The organism is Shewanella atlantica, assembly GCF_003966265.1.
GTDB classification, from domain to species: Bacteria; Pseudomonadota; Gammaproteobacteria; order Enterobacterales; family Shewanellaceae; genus Shewanella; species Shewanella atlantica.
On sequence record NZ_RXNV01000001.1, the window covers coordinates 847,357 to 867,038 of the forward strand.

17 protein-coding genes are annotated in these 19,682 nt (G+C 49.6%); 11 read left to right on the forward strand and 6 right to left on the reverse strand.

Annotation, left to right across the window (positions count from 1 at the left end; all coding sequences use genetic code 11):
* The first annotated feature begins 996 nt into the window (after positions 1-996).
* From EKG39_RS03650 to EKG39_RS03695, 10 genes are all read left to right on the forward strand, one after another.
* The gene (locus tag EKG39_RS03650; protein ID WP_126504299.1) at positions 997-1,545 is read left to right on the forward strand and encodes a Na+/H+ antiporter subunit E; all 549 of its coding nucleotides are present in this window, start codon (positions 997-999) and stop codon (positions 1,543-1,545) included.
* Complete coding sequence (locus EKG39_RS03655; protein ID WP_126504301.1) at positions 1,532-2,515, forward strand: universal stress protein; 984 nt, start codon at positions 1,532-1,534, stop codon at positions 2,513-2,515. The genes EKG39_RS03650 and EKG39_RS03655 overlap by 14 nt, the downstream gene beginning before the upstream one ends.
* A 6-nt stretch (positions 2,516-2,521) precedes the next feature.
* Entirely contained in the window at positions 2,522-2,800 is a 279-nt protein-coding gene (locus tag EKG39_RS03660; protein WP_126504303.1) for an MrpF/PhaF family protein, read from the forward strand.
* On the forward strand, positions 2,787-3,086 hold the full coding sequence (gene mnhG / locus EKG39_RS03665) for a monovalent cation/H(+) antiporter subunit G (RefSeq protein ID WP_126504305.1): 300 nt from the start codon (positions 2,787-2,789) through the stop codon (positions 3,084-3,086). Before EKG39_RS03660 ends, mnhG begins: the two co-directional genes overlap by 14 nt.
* Positions 3,074-3,397, forward strand: a complete 324-nt coding sequence (locus EKG39_RS03670) for a Na(+)/H(+) antiporter subunit B (RefSeq protein ID WP_185817511.1) — start codon at positions 3,074-3,076, stop codon at positions 3,395-3,397. The genes mnhG and EKG39_RS03670 overlap by 13 nt, the downstream gene beginning before the upstream one ends.
* 90 nt (positions 3,398-3,487) lie before the next feature.
* Positions 3,488-4,144, forward strand: a complete 657-nt coding sequence (mbhE, locus tag EKG39_RS03675; protein ID WP_126504306.1) for a hydrogen gas-evolving membrane-bound hydrogenase subunit E — start codon at positions 3,488-3,490, stop codon at positions 4,142-4,144.
* Complete coding sequence (locus tag EKG39_RS03680) at positions 4,141-4,449, forward strand: NADH-quinone oxidoreductase subunit K (RefSeq protein ID WP_126504307.1); 309 nt, start codon at positions 4,141-4,143, stop codon at positions 4,447-4,449. Before mbhE ends, EKG39_RS03680 begins: the two co-directional genes overlap by 4 nt.
* Positions 4,450-4,489: 40 nt before the next feature.
* On the forward strand, positions 4,490-5,920 hold the full coding sequence (locus EKG39_RS03685; RefSeq protein WP_246028399.1) for a complex I subunit 5 family protein: 1,431 nt from the start codon (positions 4,490-4,492) through the stop codon (positions 5,918-5,920).
* A complete protein-coding gene (locus EKG39_RS03690) occupies positions 5,920-7,416 on the forward strand; it encodes a proton-conducting transporter transmembrane domain-containing protein (protein WP_126504308.1) in 1,497 nt (498 codons plus the stop codon). Before EKG39_RS03685 ends, EKG39_RS03690 begins: the two co-directional genes overlap by 1 nt.
* The gene (locus EKG39_RS03695) at positions 7,413-8,720 is read left to right on the forward strand and encodes a proton-conducting transporter transmembrane domain-containing protein (protein WP_126504309.1); all 1,308 of its coding nucleotides are present in this window, start codon (positions 7,413-7,415) and stop codon (positions 8,718-8,720) included. Before EKG39_RS03690 ends, EKG39_RS03695 begins: the two co-directional genes overlap by 4 nt.
* Positions 8,721-8,976: 256 nt before the next feature.
* Here the strand turns inward: EKG39_RS03695 and EKG39_RS23730 are convergent, their stop codons facing one another.
* Positions 8,977-9,105, reverse strand: a complete 129-nt coding sequence (locus tag EKG39_RS23730; RefSeq protein ID WP_281276224.1) for a hypothetical protein — start codon at positions 9,103-9,105, stop codon at positions 8,977-8,979.
* A 71-nt stretch (positions 9,106-9,176) separates the two neighbouring features.
* The gene (locus EKG39_RS03700; protein WP_126504310.1) at positions 9,177-11,342 is read right to left on the reverse strand and encodes a TonB-dependent receptor; all 2,166 of its coding nucleotides are present in this window, start codon (positions 11,340-11,342) and stop codon (positions 9,177-9,179) included.
* A gap of 519 nt (positions 11,343-11,861) precedes the next feature.
* Here EKG39_RS03700 and EKG39_RS03705 point away from each other — a divergent pair.
* Positions 11,862-12,284, forward strand: coding sequence for a hypothetical protein (locus EKG39_RS03705; protein WP_126504312.1), 423 nt, complete (start codon positions 11,862-11,864; stop codon positions 12,282-12,284).
* Positions 12,285-12,387: 103 nt separating this feature from the next.
* Here the strand turns inward: EKG39_RS03705 and EKG39_RS03710 are convergent, their stop codons facing one another.
* The 4 genes from EKG39_RS03710 to EKG39_RS03725 all read right to left on the reverse strand — a co-directional run bounded on the left by EKG39_RS03710 (position 12,388) and on the right by EKG39_RS03725 (position 19,654).
* The gene (locus EKG39_RS03710) at positions 12,388-13,440 is read right to left on the reverse strand and encodes a 2-oxoacid:ferredoxin oxidoreductase subunit beta (RefSeq protein ID WP_126504314.1); all 1,053 of its coding nucleotides are present in this window, start codon (positions 13,438-13,440) and stop codon (positions 12,388-12,390) included.
* A gap of 102 nt (positions 13,441-13,542) precedes the next feature.
* On the reverse strand, positions 13,543-15,372 hold the full coding sequence (locus EKG39_RS03715; protein WP_126504316.1) for a 2-oxoacid:acceptor oxidoreductase subunit alpha: 1,830 nt from the start codon (positions 15,370-15,372) through the stop codon (positions 13,543-13,545).
* A gap of 104 nt (positions 15,373-15,476) precedes the next feature.
* On the reverse strand, positions 15,477-17,270 hold the full coding sequence (locus EKG39_RS03720) for an FAD-dependent oxidoreductase (RefSeq protein ID WP_126504318.1): 1,794 nt from the start codon (positions 17,268-17,270) through the stop codon (positions 15,477-15,479).
* A 266-nt stretch (positions 17,271-17,536) separates the two neighbouring features.
* The gene (locus tag EKG39_RS03725) at positions 17,537-19,654 is read right to left on the reverse strand and encodes a methyl-accepting chemotaxis protein (protein ID WP_126504320.1); all 2,118 of its coding nucleotides are present in this window, start codon (positions 19,652-19,654) and stop codon (positions 17,537-17,539) included.
* Positions 19,655-19,682: the final 28 nt, after the last annotated feature.

The following is a 19,682-nucleotide window of genomic DNA, read 5'->3' on the forward strand; positions in this document are numbered from 1 at the left end:
ATATGGCATCTTCCTAAATCTGGATAATAATTAGTCATAGTATTTCTGTAACTTCCAACACTTAGGATATTGGGACCAACCATGAGTGAACCCTATGCCGTCTACAAAGCCGGGAACCTTCTAAAAGTTAACTTTCATCGATACCACTCGAGCTATACTCCCCCACCGCCATATAACCGGAACCGGTACGCACAAGTCATCCCCATAGCTTCGAAGACAAAAGCCACAGGTAAACTTTGTCCCTAGTCTCAGCTACTGTTATGCACAGCCTTTCTTTTGGGAGCGAGATTTAAAGCGGCTAGGACTAAAAGCTTTGTACCTGGTAGGTATACCAGCCATGCCTTCCAACATCAGTGCCAGATGATAATGCTGTGCCTGAGAACTGAATTTCGCCCTACATCGAGTATATCCAATATGACGAAAATCATACCCTCTCGTTAGCCTGGCTTTCAGTGCCTCTATGAATGTACTTAGGTGACTACTATCACCAGTGGCTTGCCTTTGGTGCAAGTAAAAATGGCACACAAAGAGCTTAGTGACATAGCTGAGTGACATAGCTGAGTGACATAGCTGAGTGACATAGCTGAGCAGACATTTTCCGGACTGTACAAGACCGTGCCAGATAGCGCTAATTAAGTGTAGGCAGAGATTGCTTATATCAATAACTAGATTGAAAAAGCCTTCCTCAACTTTAAACGTTTCCCAGAATTTAACCTTGCAAATAGTGTCAGCTACTTTCATTGCAGGTGGAGTATAACTGTAACCATCCAGACGGCGGAATCATCATCTACACTTTAGTTGAGACCGTTAAGTAGTCGCGCCACCGAATGAGAGTGGCAAGACTAATAAATGGCAGTTTTCAATGCGTATTTAGTGAGTTGACGGCTAATGGCTCGGGTGATGTCACTGGTTAAGATAAAGCGGGGGTACCCATGATATTGACGCCATATGTGGATGTACCCCGTGAGACGACGCAGTGGTTCTTTGGGCTGCAGGATGAGTCGACTATCAGGTAAAGGCTGGTTTAATGATTTGATGAATATTCATTTCCGGAGTGTATGGTTTCGCGCGGTTGCTTTTACCTTTATGTGGTGGATGCTCACTGCGGGGTCTGTAAACTCATGGCTGGTTGGTGCACCAGTAGTGCTCGTTGCTACGTTGATAAGTATGGTACTGGTGCCTCCTTTTTCCTGTTCGGTAGTTGGCTCTGTTCGCTTCGTGCCATTTTTTATTTGGCACTCGCTGCGAGGCGGCGCCGATGTAGCGTGGCGCGCATTTCACCCCAAAATGCCCATAGCCCCGGGTCTGGTTGAGTTCCCCTTGCGCCTTCCGCCGGGAATGTCTCGGGTATTCATGGTTAATACGGTCAGCCTGCTGCCTGGTACATTAAGTGTCGAGTTGGGAGCTAACCGTCTGAAAGTTCATGTGCTCGATACACGAAAAAATGTGTTATCGGAACTCATAAGGTTAGAACAAATTATTGCCAAAATGTTTAACACATCCCTGCAGGATGCTAAAGGAGATGAATGCAATGAAGAGATTTAAAGACATACTTTGTGTATTGGAACCAGTGAAAGTTTGCGAACCAGCGCTGGAACGTGCCGTCACTCTGGCCGAGAATAATCAGGCCTGTTTAACTGTGGTTGACGTAGCGCCATACGTCACTGTCGGTATTGGGATGTCTGATGGTGGCTCTGGCTTGGCCAATTTACAGGCCGCAATGGTTAGCATACACAAACAACGATTGGAGGCATTCGTCGAGCCGTTCACTAAGCGGATTAAGATCGAAACTAAGGTGTTGGTTGGCACCCCTTTCCTGGAGGTCATACATGAGGTTCTGCGTAACGGCCGCGACTTGGTGGTCAAGGTACCCGAATATCAGGATTGGATAGAAAGGTTATTTGGCAGTGACGATATGCATCTCTTGCGCAAATGCCCATGTCCGGTTTGGTTAATCAAATCGCAGGCACCAAAGACCCACCGGGTCATTCTGGCCGCAGTCGATGTCGATGACACCCATCTACAACAAGAGGTGGAGTCACGACATGCACTTAACCGTCAGGTACTCGAAATGGCCAGTTCTCAGGCTCTGGCAGAGGCTGCCGAGTTGCATATAGTGCATGCATGGAATGTGTTAGGAGAGGGTTCCATGCGTCATGGGGCATTCATGAGTGCGTCGGAAAGAGAAGTCAACGCCTGTGTCGAGCAAGTCAGGCGACAACATGAGGCTAATCTGGATGATCTGATGTGCGAGGTGAGCGCCAATCTGGGGAAGGATACTTTGCACTACCTTAAACCCCAAACACATCTGATAAAGGGTGCGGCTCGCAAAGAGATACCGGCGCTGGCCAGGCATATCGACGCGGATCTTGTTGTCATGGGAACGGTAGCCCGTACAGGTGTATCTGGTTTTATCATGGGCAATACCGCGGAATCAATCCTGAATCAGCTCGATTGTTCCGTACTCGCGATTAAACCACCTGGCTTTAAGACGCCGGTTATATTGGACGATTAAATCCGTATGCAAACCCTATACCTCACACTGGCTTTGTTCCTCTTGCTGAACCTCATTGTCGGAATGTGGCGGGTGTTGCGCGGTCCCACCGCCGCGGATCGCATGTTAACGGCACAGCTATTCGGCACCACATCAGTGGCTGCAATGTTATTGCTGGCACAGGCGATGGACAAACCGGCCCTACGCGATGTAGCACTGGTATTCGCCTTGCTTGCGGCGGTAACTGCGGTAGCTTTTATCCGACGCGCCTGGCGGGTTAGGGAGAAAAAGCATGACACCAATTGATTTCATCTCCTCTGCCCTGCTAATCGCCGGGGGCGTATTCTTCCTGGCTGGTACCGTGGGGCTATTACGATTTCCTGACGTTTACACTCGCCTGCATGCCCTGACTAAAGGCGATAACGTGGGCTTGGGGCTGGTGATCGCCGGGCTGGCAGTTCAGGTTCAAAGCTGGTTTACCGTTGGCAAGTTGCTGATGATTTGGGTCTTGGTGATGCTCGCCAGCGCCAGCATTTCTCATTTAATTGCAAGACGTGCTTTGCTGCGAGGTATCAAGCCGTGGAAGCGTTGACCATACTTAACTGGGCGTTAGATGGCCTTTTGGGAGTGAGCTTGTTCAGCCTGGCCTGGCTGGCACTCGCAAGCCCGGATATTTTCAAGGCGATAGTGCTATTTATCAGCTTTGGGCTGCTGATGGCATTAGCTTGGGTGCGGCTCAATGCACCGGATATCGCTCTGGCTGAGGCGGCTATTGGTGCAGGCCTGACCGGTGCCCTCTTACTCGCTGCGTTTGCACGACTCAAGGATAACAGTACCAGTGTATCTGACGGCGAGGAAATTAAGTCACACATGCATCATGATTCAAACGAGCTACCAAAATAAAGGCAAGCCAAAAGATGTTACTTGCCTTAATGAGCTCGAATTAATAGTTATCAATAAGCGCAGTCCTCAGCGAGAACCAGGAGAGATGATATGGACAGGAATCGTTGGTTGTTGCCATTGTTGCTGATGCTCTTTGTGGGCCTCGGTTATGCCGTATTGTCTATTCCTGAACCAGTGGAAGGTCTGCCCAAAATGCTGGTCGACAACATGGAACTAGGGGGGGTGTCTAATCCGGTGACTGCTGTACTGCTCAACTTCCGCGGCTACGATACTTTGTTGGAGATGGGAGTATTGCTGGTCGCTCTGCTTGGCGTGTGGTCACTCGGCGGCATGCCTGATTATCACGAATCTAGCCCGGGACTGGTTCTGGACATAATGTCACGTCAGCTGGTTCCCGTGCTGATTATCGTGGCCGGGTATTTGTTGTGGGTGGGCGCCGATGCGCCGGGGGGAGCCTTTCAAGCCGGAGCACTGCTGGGGGCTGCGGGTGTATTACTGCTGCTTTGCGGATGGCGTATCGGCAACAAATGCTCCGGACTACCATTGAGAATTCTTATCGTTCTGGGTCTGGGCATGTTTGTCATGGCCGGTACGGGTTTACTTCTGATAGAAGGTGAATTCTTACAATATCCGCCTCCTGTGGCCAGTGAGCTGATATTGATAATCGAAGCGGCGGCTACACTGTCCATAGGTACTACGCTGGCGGCCATGTTTCTGGGTAGCCGACCGGGGGAAGCGGACAAATGAGCTATGTTTACCTCTATGCGCTCCTTGGTGTGGGCTTGTTCGTTCTGGGCTTGAACGCCTTGATCGTTCACGCCCATTTGATGCGCAAGATACTGGCTGTCAATGTGATGAGTACAGGAGTATTTCTGGTGCTGGTGGCACTATCTTCCCGTAATGAGGGCATCTTACCGGACCCTGTGCCGCATGCCATGGTGATTACCGGCATCGTGGTTTCGGTGTCTGCTACAGCATTGGCACTCATCTTGATGCTGAAGCTGAACCGGGCAACCGGAAAAAATGAACTTCCCGACAGGAGCCGGGACTGATCACTGCAAACGGATGAAATTGCTGCCTATGGAGTTAATATTGGGGGAAGTCCCGTGGATTGTGGTGCTGATCATCTTACCTTTAACGGGTGGCATGGCTTGCTTCCTGTTCCCGACAATATCGAAATCACTGGGTCTGCTTACTTCTCTGGCTGTTATCTCTTGTGTGTGGGGGCTAGGTTGGCAACTTGAAGAGGATGGGGCGCAGCGTTACGCCATTGGTGGCTGGGGCGCCCCCTTAGGTATCGACCTTTACGCCGATGGACTAAGTCTGGTGATGGTGGCTGTGGCGGCCTTGGTGGGATTGGGGATCAGCGTCTATTCCAGCAGTTATTTCCGTCGCGATAAAGCGAATCACTTTTGGCCGCTATGGTTGTTCCTGTGTGGAGCACTGAATGCACTATTCCTATCCTCAGATATTTTCAATCTCTATGTCACACTGGAATTGCTGGGATTGACGGCTGTGGCCCTTGTGGCATTGGCCGATGGTTCGGAAGCCCTGACCTCAGCCATGCGTTATCTGCTGATCAACCTGATGGGCTCTTTGTTTTATCTGCTGGGTGTTGCCTTTCTTTATCACAGCTTTGGCAGTCTGGATATTGCAATTCTGGCGCAACGAGTTGAACCGTCGCCCGCAGTCTGGGCGGCGGTGGGATTGATAAGTGCTGGCCTGCTTCTTAAGACTGCGCTTTTCCCTATGCATTTCTGGTTACCGGCAGCTCATGCCAGTGCTCCTGCGCCAGTGAGCGCACTCTTGTCCGCATTGGTGGTCAAAGCTTCTTTTTATATTCTGCTGCGCATGTGGCTGGAGATCTTTCCTATTGTCGGTATTTCATTCGCTCAGTTACTTGGATTGCTTGGCTCGGCGGCCGTCCTTTGGGGCGGAATTCAGGCACTGCGCCAGACTCGGCTAAAATTGCTTGTTGCCTACTCGACGGTATCGCAGCTAGGTTATCTGTTTCTGGCTTTTCCGTTGGGAATGAGTATAGCCTGGAAGGGGGCGCTATATATGTTGTTGTCTCATGCTGTAGCCAAAGCGGCGATGTTCATGGCGGCGGGCAATATATTAGCTGCCGGAGGACATGATCGCATAGCGGATCTCTCTTCGATCACACAACGTCTGCCCCTGACTTTAACGGCATTTTCCTTAGCGGGTATAAGTATTATGGGTCTACCGCCTAGTGGCGGGTTCATCGCCAAGTGGTTACTGCTGGAGGCATCAATACAATCGGGGCAGTGGTGGTGGGGAGCTATTCTCCTTCTCGGCGGGTTACTGGCCGCAGCTTATGTTTTCAGGGTCGTTAGTCATGTGTTTACCCAAGCCGAGGCGACACACGAGGCCCGGGAGGTACCGGCCAGAATGGAGTGGACCGCTCTGGTACTGGCTTTGGTCGTTATCTTTTTGGGCGTGTTCGCTTCTTGGCCGTTGGCAATGATGGAGATTGGCTCTCCCTTCGGAGGAGGTAGCTGATGAATTGGAATACGGCTCTGCCCTTGATGGTGCTCGGCAGCTCCCTCCTGCCGGGACTGATGATCTTCTTTTTGTCCGAGGAGCATGTTGTAGCTCGCACATCGCTTAACCTAGCCAGTGCAATACTGAAAATAGTGCTGATTGGGGGCATGTTTTGGGGGATGTTACACGGTCACCATTACGAGTCACGTTTAGCGCTACTGCCTGGACTCGATTTGGTACTGCGTGCCGGACCACTATCGATGCTTTTCGTTCTGCTTTCCGCCGGATTGTGGCTGGTCACTACCGTTTATGCCATTGGTTATCTGGAGGAATCACCTTACCGAAGTCGCTTTTTCGGCTTCTTCAGCCTGTGTGTAACTGCTACTGTCGGTATTGCTCTAGCAGGCAACCTGATGACCTTTTTGGTGTTTTATGAGCTATTGACCCTGTGTACTTATCCGTTAATAGTACATCGAGGAACCGAGGTGGCCCGAAAAGCTGGTAGAACTTATCTAATCTACACTATCTTCGGTGGTGCATTGCTGTTGCTGTCGTCGGTGTGGCTCTACACTCTTGCTGGCACCTTGGAGTTTACGGATCGTGGATTCCTGTCTGGTCTTGATACCTCTCTCCACCCAACACTGATATTAATCTTCGCGTTGTTGATCGCCGGGCTGGGTGTAAAAGCGGCATTGTTCCCCCTGCATGGCTGGTTACCTCTGGCCATGGTGGCACCGGCACCAGTGAGTGCACTGCTGCATGCCGTAGCCGTGGTGAAGGCAGGGGCATTTGGTATTGTACGGGTTGTTTACGATGTATATGGCATTGAGTTTGCTACTGATTTGGGGCTGACACTCCCTTTGGCGATACTGGCTTCGGCTACTATCATTTACGGTTCGCTGAGGGCCTTGTTTCAAGATGAACTGAAGCGTCGACTTGCATTCTCTACGGTCAGCCAGGTGTCATACATAGTGTTAGGCATAGCGGTTGCCGGTCCCGTCGCGACTATTGGTGGCCTGATCCATCTGGTACATCAGGGGGTACAGAAAATCACCCTGTTCTTTTGCGCAGGAAACCTCGCAGAGACACTGGGAATTCACAAGATCAGTGAGATGAATGGAGTAGCTTGGCGCATGCCGTGGACCATGGCTGCATTCACGATTGGTGCCTTTGGTATGATAGGGGCGCCGCCACTGGCAGGTTTTTTCAGCAAGTGGTATCTAGCACGAGGTGCATTGGATGCCGAGCAAGACTGGGTGATACTTATTCTGGCCGGTAGCAGTATACTGAATGCCGCTTACTTTCTGCCCATATTGTATATCGCTTGGTTTAAGAAGCCTCCCGATAGCTGGCCGGCCGAACGCTCTTTCGGGCGTAATGAGACATCTTGGGCATTACTGATTCCTACAGTGGTAACCGCTATGATGACATTGGCACTTGGGTTATTGGCGTCTGCGCCGTTCAGCCTGTTGGAGTGGGCGAGTCAAATTGTGAACAGAGGATTCGCGCAATGAACGGCATAGTGAGTGGATTCCTGCTTGTATCTGCGCTGGGATTGCCGCTGTTACTGGCATTTCCACCATTGCATCGTCGCCTGCCCTGGCCTGTACATATTGCCCTATTACCAGCGATTGCCCTGGTGTTTATTCCTGTGGATCTTTGTATCGAACTGCCTTGGTTTCTGCTGGGTACAGGACTGGGGCTCGATGCGGGCTCTCGCTGGTGGTTGGCGATATCAGTGATGATGTGGGGCGTAATTGCCATTTTTTTGCTCCCGCCAAACGGGCGTAATGTTCATCACCCTCTGACAAGCTTGTTTCTGTTATCTCTAACGGGACAGATGGGCGCAGTTCTGGCAACAGATATGGTCAGTTTCTTCGCGCTTTCTACCCTGATGGGGTATGCGTGTATTGGCTTGTTGCTTGCCGATGCCGATGAGACGATTCGTCGCGCCGGACGGATCTACCTGGTGTTGCTGATCTTGGCGGATATTATCCTTTTTGAGGCTATGGTGATGGCCGAAGCGATTTCTGAAGATCTGGGTTTTGCAACCTTGGCCCGGGTAATTTCATTATCCAACTCCTTAGATCTCTACCTGTCGATAGTGCTTGTTGGTTTCGCCTTCAAGGTGGGCTTATGGCCGTTACATATATGGTTGCCATTGGCATATGCCACTGCTCGCCCCGCTACAGCACTGATGTTATGGGTTGGTCCCGTCGCAACTGGATTGCTTGGTGTACTCCGTTGTCTGCCTCTTGGTGAGGTGTCTGCGCCGATGCCGGGAGGGGCACTCCTGTTTCTTGGCGCGGTCACAATCCTTTATGTCATCTTTTTTTGCTTTAAGCGGGCACAACGTAGACAGCAACCTGCTTATTTTGCCACCATAGTGACGGGAAGCTTTGTTATGGGCTTAGGGGCTGGCTTGAGCGATCCTGCTCTATGGAGCGGGTATGGAGACCTGGCTCCTATCTTTGTTTTCACTATGGGGTTGGTGTTGGCAATAATGATTGTCAGTTTCGAATGGTCTATGGCTAAGGGCGAGATATCAGGGGCAAATAAGGTGGATAGGACGCTACTGGAGAGCTGGTTTGAAGCTTTCGTTCACTGGGGCCGACGCGCAGGAATCGATACTTTACCTGATTTTCGCGCTCTATGGCTTGCCAGACGGGATGGGCTCAGGCAAAAGCGTATATGGCAAAGAGCGTTCGACGCCGGTGAATACTTTCTGCAGCGCTGGTCATTCGCGCTCACTCTGTTTTTGCTATTAGTTATCGTGACTGTGGTTCTTTTATTCCTGGATGCTGCGGCAGTTCTGTAAGGTGAAATATTATATAAACTTAAGTTTTTTAATCGGCTCATTAACGGAGCAGCCATTCCACCATATTTGAAGTGTCATTTTCGATAAGGTTGTGCAACTCAAGTTCACCATCCTTGCAGTTCAAACCAGGGAGGGGCCTAATAGACGAGCCAATAGTTTCAAACGAAGAAGTCTGCCTCGTGCAGGCTTTTTTGTTTATGCGCCGAAGTTAAGGTCACTGTTAGATTGCAAAAATAGAACTAAAGACAGCAGTTACTTATGACTGTTTCTGAAATACGACTTCGCAGTCAGCAACATCGGTGACCGTTAGTGGATACTGCGCAGTCAGGCTGCTTGGGCAAGTGCTCAACATCAAAAGGCCAAGCATCATCATACTTCTATACATATTTCTGCTACCTATACGAAAAAAGCGCGCCACCAAAAGTGACACGCTATTATCTAAATCAAACCAAAGAGTTAGAAGCTGAGTTCATAACCAAGAGAGTAGTTACGCCCCTTGCCTGCAAAGTAATACGATGAGTGATTACGAATTTGGCTAAAGTAGTTAACGTAATATTCATCTGTCAGGTTTTCGATAGCCAGCGACAGGCGGCCGTACTGACCAAGATCATATCTCATAGTGGCATCAAGCAGGCTATAGCCTTCGAAGCTCTGAGATTTCTCTTCGTTATCGGCATCCATCAAGGTGTTGAATTGAATACGGGTACTTAGCGCATCGGTAACATCATAATCCATAGCCAGCATCAATCTGTCCGGAGATATATTCTTCAGATCCATGTCGCTATCTACGCTACCGTCACCATCTGAATCAACTTCACCGTCGACCATAGAGTACAGCGCCTGTAAGCGAATTTGGTCATTCAGCTGGTAACTGGCTGTGAATTCAGCACCACGTATCTCAGTGCGTTGACGGACAACATCATAGGTACCGCCGGTATTTAATGAGAGGTTGGCACCATCTTCAGCTAACGAGTAGTAAGTGGTAGCAGATACCAGCCACTGCTCGTTGGTATAGTTGATACCAAGCTCATAGTTATCGGTTACAACAGGCTCGACTGCAGGCATCGACATGAAATCGATTGCCGGCCCACCTTCAACTGGCTGCTCTTTACTACCAACCCAGTTTCCGCGTAACACACGCCCGATATCCGGTAAACCGAAGCCTTGGTTAAAGCCTGCGTAGATATTCATATCTTCAGTCAGGCTGTATACTGCCCCAAGGTTATAAACCAGCTGCGAGAAGGATTGCTCACCACCGATAACGTCGACTTCGCCATAGGCAACGCCATTTTCATCCTTTAGACCGTAACCATAGAGTGTTTGATGATCTTGAACTTCGACGTCTGTATTTTCATAGCGCAAACCACCAGTCAAACGCAGATCATCGGTAACCAAAATATCACCCTGTACAAACGGAGCGATACCGAAGTACGACATCTCAGGAGTCACACCTAAGCCAGTTTCAAGCAGATACTGCTGTGTGCTGTCATCCAGGATATCAATACCGGCAACCCAGCTATCATCCAGATCGAGTAGGTCAATCTGACTATAAGCAAGCTTCATACCTTTCTTAGTAGAGATGATGCTCCCCTGATCTTTAGCCACCGTCGATGTTGGATACCAGGTTGCTTTGCCATAAACTGCTTCGAAATCCTGATGGAAAAACTGCACTGTTAATCCGCCACCAGCAAGATCATCGTGGCTATAGGTCAGGTTATAAGACTCAACATCATTGGTGATAGGTTCGCCGTCCGGTGTTCCTTTTTCGATGCTGGTCACTATGCCATTTTTAAAATCCCCCTTAACCGCAACATAGTCGTTATTCCCTTCCAGCTTATAACGGTTTGCAGAAAACTCCAGGCGTTGATCGCCGTGGTTAACACCTGTCTTAAGGAAAAAGTTATTTGCAGTTGAGTCCTGAGTTTCCCCCTGGATAAGGTTCATACCAATAGGATTACCATTGCCATCATAGTAAACCCCCTGATCATACCAAGAGGTAGCAAACACAAGGTCAAAATCTTCATCGAAATGACGCAAGTTGTACCAAACTTTGCTGCTGGTTGAATCGCTCTCGAAGCTGTCGTTAAAACGAGTACCTACAGTATGTTTCCAATTATCACCTTTCTTAGCTGACATGGTGATGTAGTTGATGATACCGCCAGTCGCGCCCATGCCGTGCACGGCGCTAGCACCGTTAACGACTTCTACACGCTCTAACGTAGACGAGTCCAGTGGGTAACCGTAACGGTTACCGTTACGTAGCGGGTTGTTCTGTGGCACACCGTCCACCAGGATCAGTGCGGTGCGCCCGCGAAGGTTTTCCCCCTGGTTTGACAATTTCTGACGGCTTGGTGTCATACCCGGAACCATGTTCGCCAACACAGAGGTTAGATCATCACTAATGCTGATCTGCTTGCTGATCTCCTCTTCGGTGATCACGGTAATTGAGCCAGGGATCTTATCAACATCTTGCAGATAACGGGTGGCGGTAACTACGATAGTTTCATCAATTTTTACAGAATCTGTTTCGGTATCGACTGGAGCTTGTGCCATGGCCTGGGAAATAGAAAGGGCCAATACCGAGAGTGGCAGACCAAGGGTATTTAGAAGTGGGGATCTCATTTGTTAATCCTTGTTAATAAAAATGTCAACGCTGTCATTTTGACATGCGAATGTTAATAATTATCATTTGAATTATCAATAGGTGGATTCACTAAAGTTGACTTAACTCAAAAAATGGAACACTTGTAAGAAGCATAAAGACATTTATGCTAAATCTAGTCATTCTTTCAGCACAAGATAAAAAATGTTTAATCCATGGGGTTTAGGAGGGATAGCGATTAACCATCTTACTGTTGATTTATAAATAAAAAATAAGAAACAACTCCAAATAGATAGCCATCTGAGCGCATATTTATGCAAACGAATGCTTAAATGAAACTAGCATTGGACTAACGACTTGTACGCTCTAATCCTAAAAAAGTTCCTAATGGTGTCCTTTATCAACCCCTCCCACTCTTTTGCATTGCTAAGATTCTAATTTTAGTGACATAACCCACTATTCAAAAGATAAAACTAATGTAACATTAAATTCCATAAGAAAAATCTGATTTAACAGGTAATACAAGGGAGAAGTGACAGATGTTCATGATTGAGTTAAATGATACCGGTTGGAGATACTGGCTGGTAACGGCTGCACTGCTTACCTATGGAGTCGCCGCCGATCCCATAGGTTTTCTGCTCGCTATCGGCCTTACCCTTGTTCATCTGCTCCACTTTATCATTAACAAACGAAGTGTTACCGCATTTCCGATACAGGTTAGATTTTGGTATTTGTCGCTTCTGCTGTTGGCGCAAGTTGAGGGGCTTAGTTGGATATATTGGATCCCGGCAATCGGCACCTGGGCTCAGGTACTCTTTGGCTACTGCGCCATGGCGCGTTTCGTTTCACTACTGCCCTGGAACAGTAGTGAACCTTTTTCATTTGCTCAAGTCTGCCGGACATTTCTTGCGCGCCCCGTTAAAGGAAGCATCAAGCAAAAGGTTGCCGCTGAAAATAATTGATGCTCAGTAAGCCCACCGGATGTGGGCTTATCTATGAGAAAACATCAGATCTGATCCATAACCTGTCACTTTTGGCCAGGTCTGTTTATGCTCCCAGCCCTTCCTATCTGAAGCTATCATTTATCGTCTGCAACACATGGTTTCCGGGGCAGAGAGTCTCCTGCTTCAGAGCATTGAGCGGGGTATCGGTAGTCTGGTTTATCTCATGGTAATCATCGGCTTCCGGATCGATATACATTAAGCCGGTTAATATCTTTCCCTCGGCCTTCACCTGCTCAATTCTGGCCATGGCGTGCAGACGATCATGGGCGTCATAATCAGGCTGGATCCGTGACAGGCGCAGTATTGAGCCATCATGCAAACAGATATCTTCGCTATCTGCATCACTATTCTCGCAGCGGATCTCCTGTTTCACCGGCACAAAATCGGCTACCGCCGCCGTGACTATATGGTCATGAACATAGTCATAGGAGCGGGTCGACTCTGGGGTGTTATTAAAGGTGACGCAAGGGGAGATGATATCGATGAAGGCGAACCCCTTATGGCTTATCGCCGCCTTAATAAGGGGCACGAGCTGGGCCTTATCACCGGAGAAGCTGCGGGCGACAAAGGTTGCACCGAACTGAAGCGCACTGACGCACAGGTCGATATCGGTAAACAGGCTGGCTTCTCCTGATTTATTTTTCATCCCCAGCTCCGCCGTTGCCGCGAGCTGACCCTTAGTCAAACCATAGACACCATTATTGGCAACGATATAGAGCATATTGAGCCTTCTGCGTACCACGTGGGCGAACTGACCAAAACCAATGGATGCACTGTCGCCATCACCCGACATGCCCAGATAGATCAGGTCTCTGTTCGCCATATTCGCACCCGTTGCCACCGACGGCATGCGGCCGTGTACCGTATTAAATCCATGTGCGTGGTTAAGGAAATAGTTTGGTGCCTTAGAGGAACAGCCAATGCCGGATATTTTTGCAACCCGATGAGGCGGAAGTGATAACTCGGCGCAGGCCTGGGTTACCGCGGCGGTGATGGCATCGTGTCCGCAACCGGCACAAAGGGTCGACAGGGCCCCCTCATAATCCCTGTGGGTTAAACCAAGATCGTTCACCTCCAGACGTGGATGTCTGAACTGGGGCTTGCGATAACTCATACTGACTCCCTTTCCATTTTCCTTCGACTCGACTCAATTCGTCAGTGCTAATATGTTCAACTTCAGGTCACTTTCAATCATCATCCGATATAAGAGATTTTATTATCCTGCCACTTGATTGGTTTGCGCCGCCATAGACTCCTGCACAGAAGCAGCTATAAACTCGCCCGTAATGGCCAGGCCATCGTAATGAAGTATTGCCGTCATCGCCGCTGGATCTATCATCAACTCATTACAAAGCAGTGTCCTGAGTTGACCGTCTCTGTTCTGTTCGATAACAAATACCCGATCATGGCTATCGATGAAGTCGAGTACCTGCGCAGCAAAAGGAAATCCCCTGACACGCATAGTATTGGTTTTTACCCCCTGCTCACCCAATAGCGCGACAGCCTCCGGAATAGCTTCCAAAGTCGATCCGTAAAAAACTAAGCCTACGGATGCAGACTTAGCGTTAACTTGTATAACGGGCTCAGGCAGGAGTGTGGCTGCGGTGGCAAATTTATGATTCAAGCGCTGCATATTATTGGTGTAATCTTCTGCCTTCTCAGAATACCCGGCTAACTCATTTTTTGAGGTGCCTCGGGTGAAGAAGGCACCTTTCTTAGGGTGGGTTCCCGGTAGGGTACGATAGCAGATCCCATCGCCATCGATATCGGCGTAACGAGCGAAGGCGGCAACCTCGTCCAGATCCGCGGCATCGAGCACCTTTCCCAGATCGTATTTATGAGCATCATCCCACCCGAAGGGGCGGCTCATGTGAAAGTTCATGCCGGTATCGAGATCTGTCATCAATATGATTGGCGTCTGCAGTCTGTCGGCCAAATCAAATGCTAATGCGCTAAATTCGAAACATTCATATGGCGATGACGGCATCAAGAGTACCTGCTTACTATCGCCATGTGAGGCATAGGCACAGGTCAACATATCAGACTGCTGGGTACGGGTCGGCATACCGGTCGATGGCCCAGCTCTCTGTACATCGATAAGAACCAGAGGTACTTCGGAAAAATAGGCCAGCCCTAGAAATTCGGTCATCAGCGAGATCCCGGGGCCACTGGTGGCGGTAAAGGCACGTGCGCCATTCCAGCCGGCTCCCATGGCGATACCTATGGCAGCGGGCTCATCTTCGGCCTGGACTATCGCATAGTTTTTCTGCCCGCTGGCAGGGTCAATACGCAACCTTTGACAGTAAGATGAAAACTTCTCGATAACCGAGGTAGAGGGGGTTATCGGGTACCAGCCGACCACAGTGGCACCGCCATAAACCGCCCCAAGCGCGCAGGCAGTGTTGCCGTCGACCATAATTTTGTCACCCACCAGATCCCGGCGTTCAAGGTGTATGGCTAACGGACAGCTAAACTGTTTAGCCGCAAATTGAAAACCAAGCTCCAGGGCATACAGGTTTGGACGGATAAGCTTATCTTTTCCCTTAAACTGTTCCGATACCAGCTGCCTTAGAACCTGAAAATCGAAGCCCAGCAGTGCGGCCAATGCCCCCACGTAGATCACATTCTTAAAGAGCTGTCGCTGGCGTTGATCGCTGTATTCGTTGCGGCAGATCTCGGAGATAGGCATCCCCAGGAAGGTGATATCCTCCCGCTCAAGACGCTTAGGTAACATGCTGCTGGAGTCGTATAACAGATAACCACCTGCTCGTACCGAATCGATATCTTCACCTAAGGTCTGGGCATTCATGGCCACCACCATCTCTGGCGCCCCACCGCGACGTCCCAGATAACCTTTCTCGCTGATCCTCACCTCGAACCAGGTGGGCATCCCCTGAATATTAGATGGGAATATATTCTTAGCGCTTACCGGTAGCCCCATTCGCATAATGGCCTTGGCAAACATATTGTTAGCACTGGCAGAGCCAGTACCATTGGTATTGGCAAAGCGCACTACAAATTCATTGATTGATTGACATTGGGTCATTTGGTCGCAGCCTTTACATTATTCAAGATAAACTTTTTCATGTCCCTGGCATCTCTAGAGTGAGCAGCGCTCGGCACATCCCCCGCAGATTGACTCACACCCAGTCATTCGATCGCGGCCTTCGCATTATTCAAGATGAACTTCTTCATATCCCAGGCGCCGGTAGGACAACGCTCGGCACACAGTCCACAGTGAAGACACACATCTTCGTCCTTGATCATCAAATGGCCCGTCTTCAGGGGGGCTGATACAAAAAGTTCCTGCTCAGGATTTATATCACTGACCCTAAGCCTGTTCACGACGATAGGATCTCTTACCTCTGTCTCCTCGGCCTGAGCCGGGATAAAGTTAATGCAGTCCACCGGGCAGACATCTTCACAGGCGGAGCATTCGATGCAGATATCTTCACTGAAGATGGTATGAACATCACAGTTAAAACAACGATGAGCTTCGTCAAGGGCAAGCTTCTCGTCATAGCCTAATTCGACCTCACTCGTCAGCTTCTCTATCGCCTCCTGCCAATCGAGACGCGGCACAGGATAACGTGAGTCCAGCTTTATCTTATTATGGTAACTCCACTCATGAATGCCCATCTTCTGGCTGACAAGGTTGAAATCACTGACAGGTCTTTCTAAGACCGGGTCTTTACCATGGCATAGCAGATCGATAGAGATGGCAGCCTTGTGACCGTGAGCCACTGCGGTAATGATATTCTTTGGACCAAAGGCGGCATCGCCACCAAAAAATACCGTCGGTAAGCTCGATTGCAATGAGGTCTCATCGAGCACCGGCTGTTGCCATTCATTGAACTCGATGCCAATGTCACGCTCTATCCAGGGGAAGGCGGTATCCTGACCTATGGCGATCAATACTTCATCGCACTCCATCATCACAGTATTACCCGTGGGAGTTAACGTACGCTTGCCCTTCTCGTCATAACTGGACTTCAACTCCTCGAACAGCACGCCCTTAAACTTCCCCTTTTCCATGACGAATTCTAACGGCGTGTGATTAGGGATGATCTCAATGTTTTCCCCGGCAGCATCGCTTTTCTCCCAGGGGGAAGCCTTCATCGCTTCGAAGGTCGAACGTACCACCACCTTTACCTGTTTGCCTCCCAGGCGTTTAGCGGTTCTACAACAGTCCATGGCTGTGTTGCCGCCCCCCAGAACGATAACCCGCTCACCGATACTTCGGGTATGACCAAAGGCAACACTGGCTAACCAGTCAATCCCCAGAGTCAGATGATCCTTTGCCTCCTGGCGACCTGGGATCCTGACATCACGACCTTTCGGCGCCCCGGTCCCCACAAAGACCACATCAAATATCTCCTCAAGCATGGCTTTCATGCTATTTATGGCAACACCAAAACGAACCTTGAGTCCCATTTGCAGAATCAGATCCAGCTCTTCATCGAGAACAGTTTCCGGTAGGCGAAACGCGGGAATTTGACTTCGCATCATGCCACCAGCCTGGAGATCACGTTCGAATAGTGTGATCTTGTAACCCAGCGGCAGTAGATCCCGGGCGACCGTTAGTGAGGCGGGACCGGCACCGATCAGGGCGATATGTTTACCGTTCTTCGTTCGCGGGATCTCCGGCAGTAGAGCCTGTATATCCCCCTTATAATCTGCCGCGACACGCTTCAAGCGGCAGATAGCCACAGGATCGTCTTCGACACGTCCCCGACGGCATGCTGGCTCACAGGGACGGTCACAGACCCGTCCCAAAATGCCGGGAAAGACATTTGATTCCCAGTTGAGCATATAGGCTTGAGTGTATTTTCTGTCGGCGATCAGACGAATATATTCGGGCACCGGCGTGTGGGCAGGACAGGCTTGTTGGCAGTCAACCACTTTGAGAAAGTGTCGGTAGTGGGAAGTATCTGTTTTTTTCAAAGTAACAACCTTGGTTAATGACAGACTTGTTAATGAGGCTAACGTTTTCCTGTATATTTAATGTACATCATAATCACCAACAAAGAAGGTTTTTTTGTTATTTTCCAGCCCAGTACCGGATCGAGTGTACCGAATTAAGCTTGATGCAAGATTTCAATCGGTGACAAAGGTGACGCATCAAGCCAGAGAGAAGATGAGCAGGCTCATGCGCCCTAAGCATGAGCCTTAGTCATGAGCCTTAGCTGCCTGCCAAATAATCTGTATCGCTAAGTCTTCAATCGACCCAGCTGCTCATGCTGTGACTTCACTAAATCGGCCAGATTAGTACTGCTGTCCAGCGCTTCACCGGCAAGCCTTGCGAGATCGGATGCGGAATCAGAGATCCCGGTTATATTCTTATTCACCTCTTCGGTGACGGCACTTTGCTCCTCCGCCGCGGTGGCGATATGAGTAACCTGGCTCGAGACCTCATCTATCTGTGCAACCATGGCGTTGATCGAAGCCAGCGCCTCCTCAGTTTGAGCCACGGCCTGCTGGGCTTTTACTGCACCACTGTCTATCACATCGGAGGCACTGCTGACCTCCATCTGCAGCGAACTAATCAACTGAGTAATATCGTCTGTCGATGTCTGAGTCTTCGACGCTAACGCTCTCACCTCGTCGGCGACTACCGCGAAGCCCCGTCCCTGTTCGCCGGCTCTGGCGGCCTCGATGGCAGCATTGAGGGCGAGCAAGTTTGTCTGATCGGCGATGGAGCGGATAACCTCAACGATTGAGCTGATATTATCACTGCTTGTCGAGACCCTGCCTACCGCTTCTTTAGCCTGTAAAGACTCATCAGACATAGTGGTCACATAGTCCATAGCCGTCATCAGGCTATGCTCACTCTGTTTCACATTCCGGGACATAGCATCGGTTTCCGTCGCCGTCTGCTCCGAGGCTTTAGCCACTTCCAGTGCCGTAGCACTCATCTGGTTAACCGCTGTCACCACACTTTCAATCTCACCGTATTGACCATTAACACTGTCCCGGGTTTGCTGGGCAATGTTAGCCACGGTTAGGCTTTCCTGTTGTGATTGACTTGCCAGCTGTTTGAGCTCGACGATTAACAACCTGAGTTTAGTCAGAAATGCATTAAACCCTTTACCTAAGGCTATCAATTCCGCATGTGACTCGACTTCGATAGATTGGGTCAGATCCCCCTCCGCACTAGCCAGGTTTTCGACTCTGGATTGGATCATCCTTAGCGGTGAGATAATGCTGCGGATCACCAGCCAGATACTGAAAACGGCGATGACCGACACGATTGCACCTAATGTGAGCTGTAGACTACCCAGTGATTGGGCCATCGCCTGCATCTGGTCATTGAGTGCCATGGCAGTCTTAAATGCTTCCTCTCTGGGTACCTCAATCACCAGCGACCAGGTACTGCCAGACAGCGGAATGTCTATGGGATAGGCGACCGCGATCTCAACATCATTTTCGAAATATTTATCTCCCTTATGAAGGTTCTGCAATTTAGCGGCAAGATCGGCTCCCATCGCCTCCTTAACAGGTCTGGCCATCTTGTCATAATGACTCGCCGCAACGATTAACCCCTTGCTACTCAGTAGCGTCACCTTAGCCTTGCCCTGATACAGCTCGCCCGAGAGCTTTTTTATCAATTTTTGAAATATCGGCAGATTAAGATCGACACCCACTAACCCGGTAAATTGACCACTTTTCAGAACCGGTACCGTCAGTGAAGTCATTAAGGCGTTATGGCCCGGTGTCACTTCATACAGATAGGGCTCCATTAAACAGGGGCGCTTGCTGTCCTTGGCACACAGATACCATTCGGCTTCACGAATACCGAACTCATTCACTGTCGTTACATACTTCTCAGCGGCATCATCGACCGCTTCCTGAGAGACACTGCCATCGTCGTTACGCACGAAATACAGCTCTAAACTCCCAGCCCCCACCACACTATGACTCGTTCCCGAAAGGTATTGTTCGTCTTTGCCATCGAAGCCATCGGCTTCAAATTGTGCATACATGGATGACAGCTGACTGTTCTTACTTAACACAGCAGCGACACTGACCTCTAAGCCTTCGCGCGTCATATGCTCCGTACCCGAAGATTGCTCAATCGTTGCCGCAAACGAATAAGGGATGCGGTACGCTTCATTAATAAAACCCGCAATCATCTCACCATATTCACCGGCTCTGGCTTCCAGTTTCGCTCGGGTCTCCTGATGGAGCACCGTCTGTACCTCATCGGCTATCTCAGCGTTCTTGCTACTCAAGGCCCACCACAAGGTGACAGATAAAATAGTCACAATCGCCAAAAAAAGCGCAGAGGTGATCCAGAGTAACTTGGTACTGATGGGCAGGTGTTTCATTTTTTTCTCCAAAAGAGAGTTTTTTCAG

Bases quoted from the DNA above. Each gene is read 5' to 3' on its own strand.
- EKG39_RS03650 (WP_126504299.1), top strand. From the start codon at position 997: ATGAGTCGACTATCAGGTAAAGGCTGGTTTAATGATTTGATGAATATT.
- EKG39_RS03655 (WP_126504301.1), top strand. From the start codon at position 1,532: ATGAAGAGATTTAAAGACATACTTTGTGTATTGGAACCAGTGAAAGTT.
- EKG39_RS03660 (WP_126504303.1), top strand. From the start codon at position 2,522: ATGCAAACCCTATACCTCACACTGGCTTTGTTCCTCTTGCTGAACCTC.
- mnhG (WP_126504305.1), top strand. From the start codon at position 2,787: ATGACACCAATTGATTTCATCTCCTCTGCCCTGCTAATCGCCGGGGGC.
- mbhE (WP_126504306.1), top strand. From the start codon at position 3,488: ATGGACAGGAATCGTTGGTTGTTGCCATTGTTGCTGATGCTCTTTGTG.
- EKG39_RS03680 (WP_126504307.1), top strand. From the start codon at position 4,141: ATGAGCTATGTTTACCTCTATGCGCTCCTTGGTGTGGGCTTGTTCGTT.
- EKG39_RS03690 (WP_126504308.1), top strand. From the start codon at position 5,920: ATGAATTGGAATACGGCTCTGCCCTTGATGGTGCTCGGCAGCTCCCTC.
- EKG39_RS03695 (WP_126504309.1), top strand. From the start codon at position 7,413: ATGAACGGCATAGTGAGTGGATTCCTGCTTGTATCTGCGCTGGGATTG.
- EKG39_RS23730 (WP_281276224.1), bottom strand. From the start codon at position 9,105: ATGTATAGAAGTATGATGATGCTTGGCCTTTTGATGTTGAGCACTTGC.
- EKG39_RS03700 (WP_126504310.1), bottom strand. From the start codon at position 11,342: ATGAGATCCCCACTTCTAAATACCCTTGGTCTGCCACTCTCGGTATTG.
- EKG39_RS03705 (WP_126504312.1), top strand. From the start codon at position 11,862: ATGTTCATGATTGAGTTAAATGATACCGGTTGGAGATACTGGCTGGTA.
- EKG39_RS03710 (WP_126504314.1), bottom strand. From the start codon at position 13,440: ATGAGTTATCGCAAGCCCCAGTTCAGACATCCACGTCTGGAGGTGAAC.
- EKG39_RS03715 (WP_126504316.1), bottom strand. From the start codon at position 15,372: ATGACCCAATGTCAATCAATCAATGAATTTGTAGTGCGCTTTGCCAAT.
- EKG39_RS03725 (WP_126504320.1), bottom strand. From the start codon at position 19,654: ATGAAACACCTGCCCATCAGTACCAAGTTACTCTGGATCACCTCTGCG.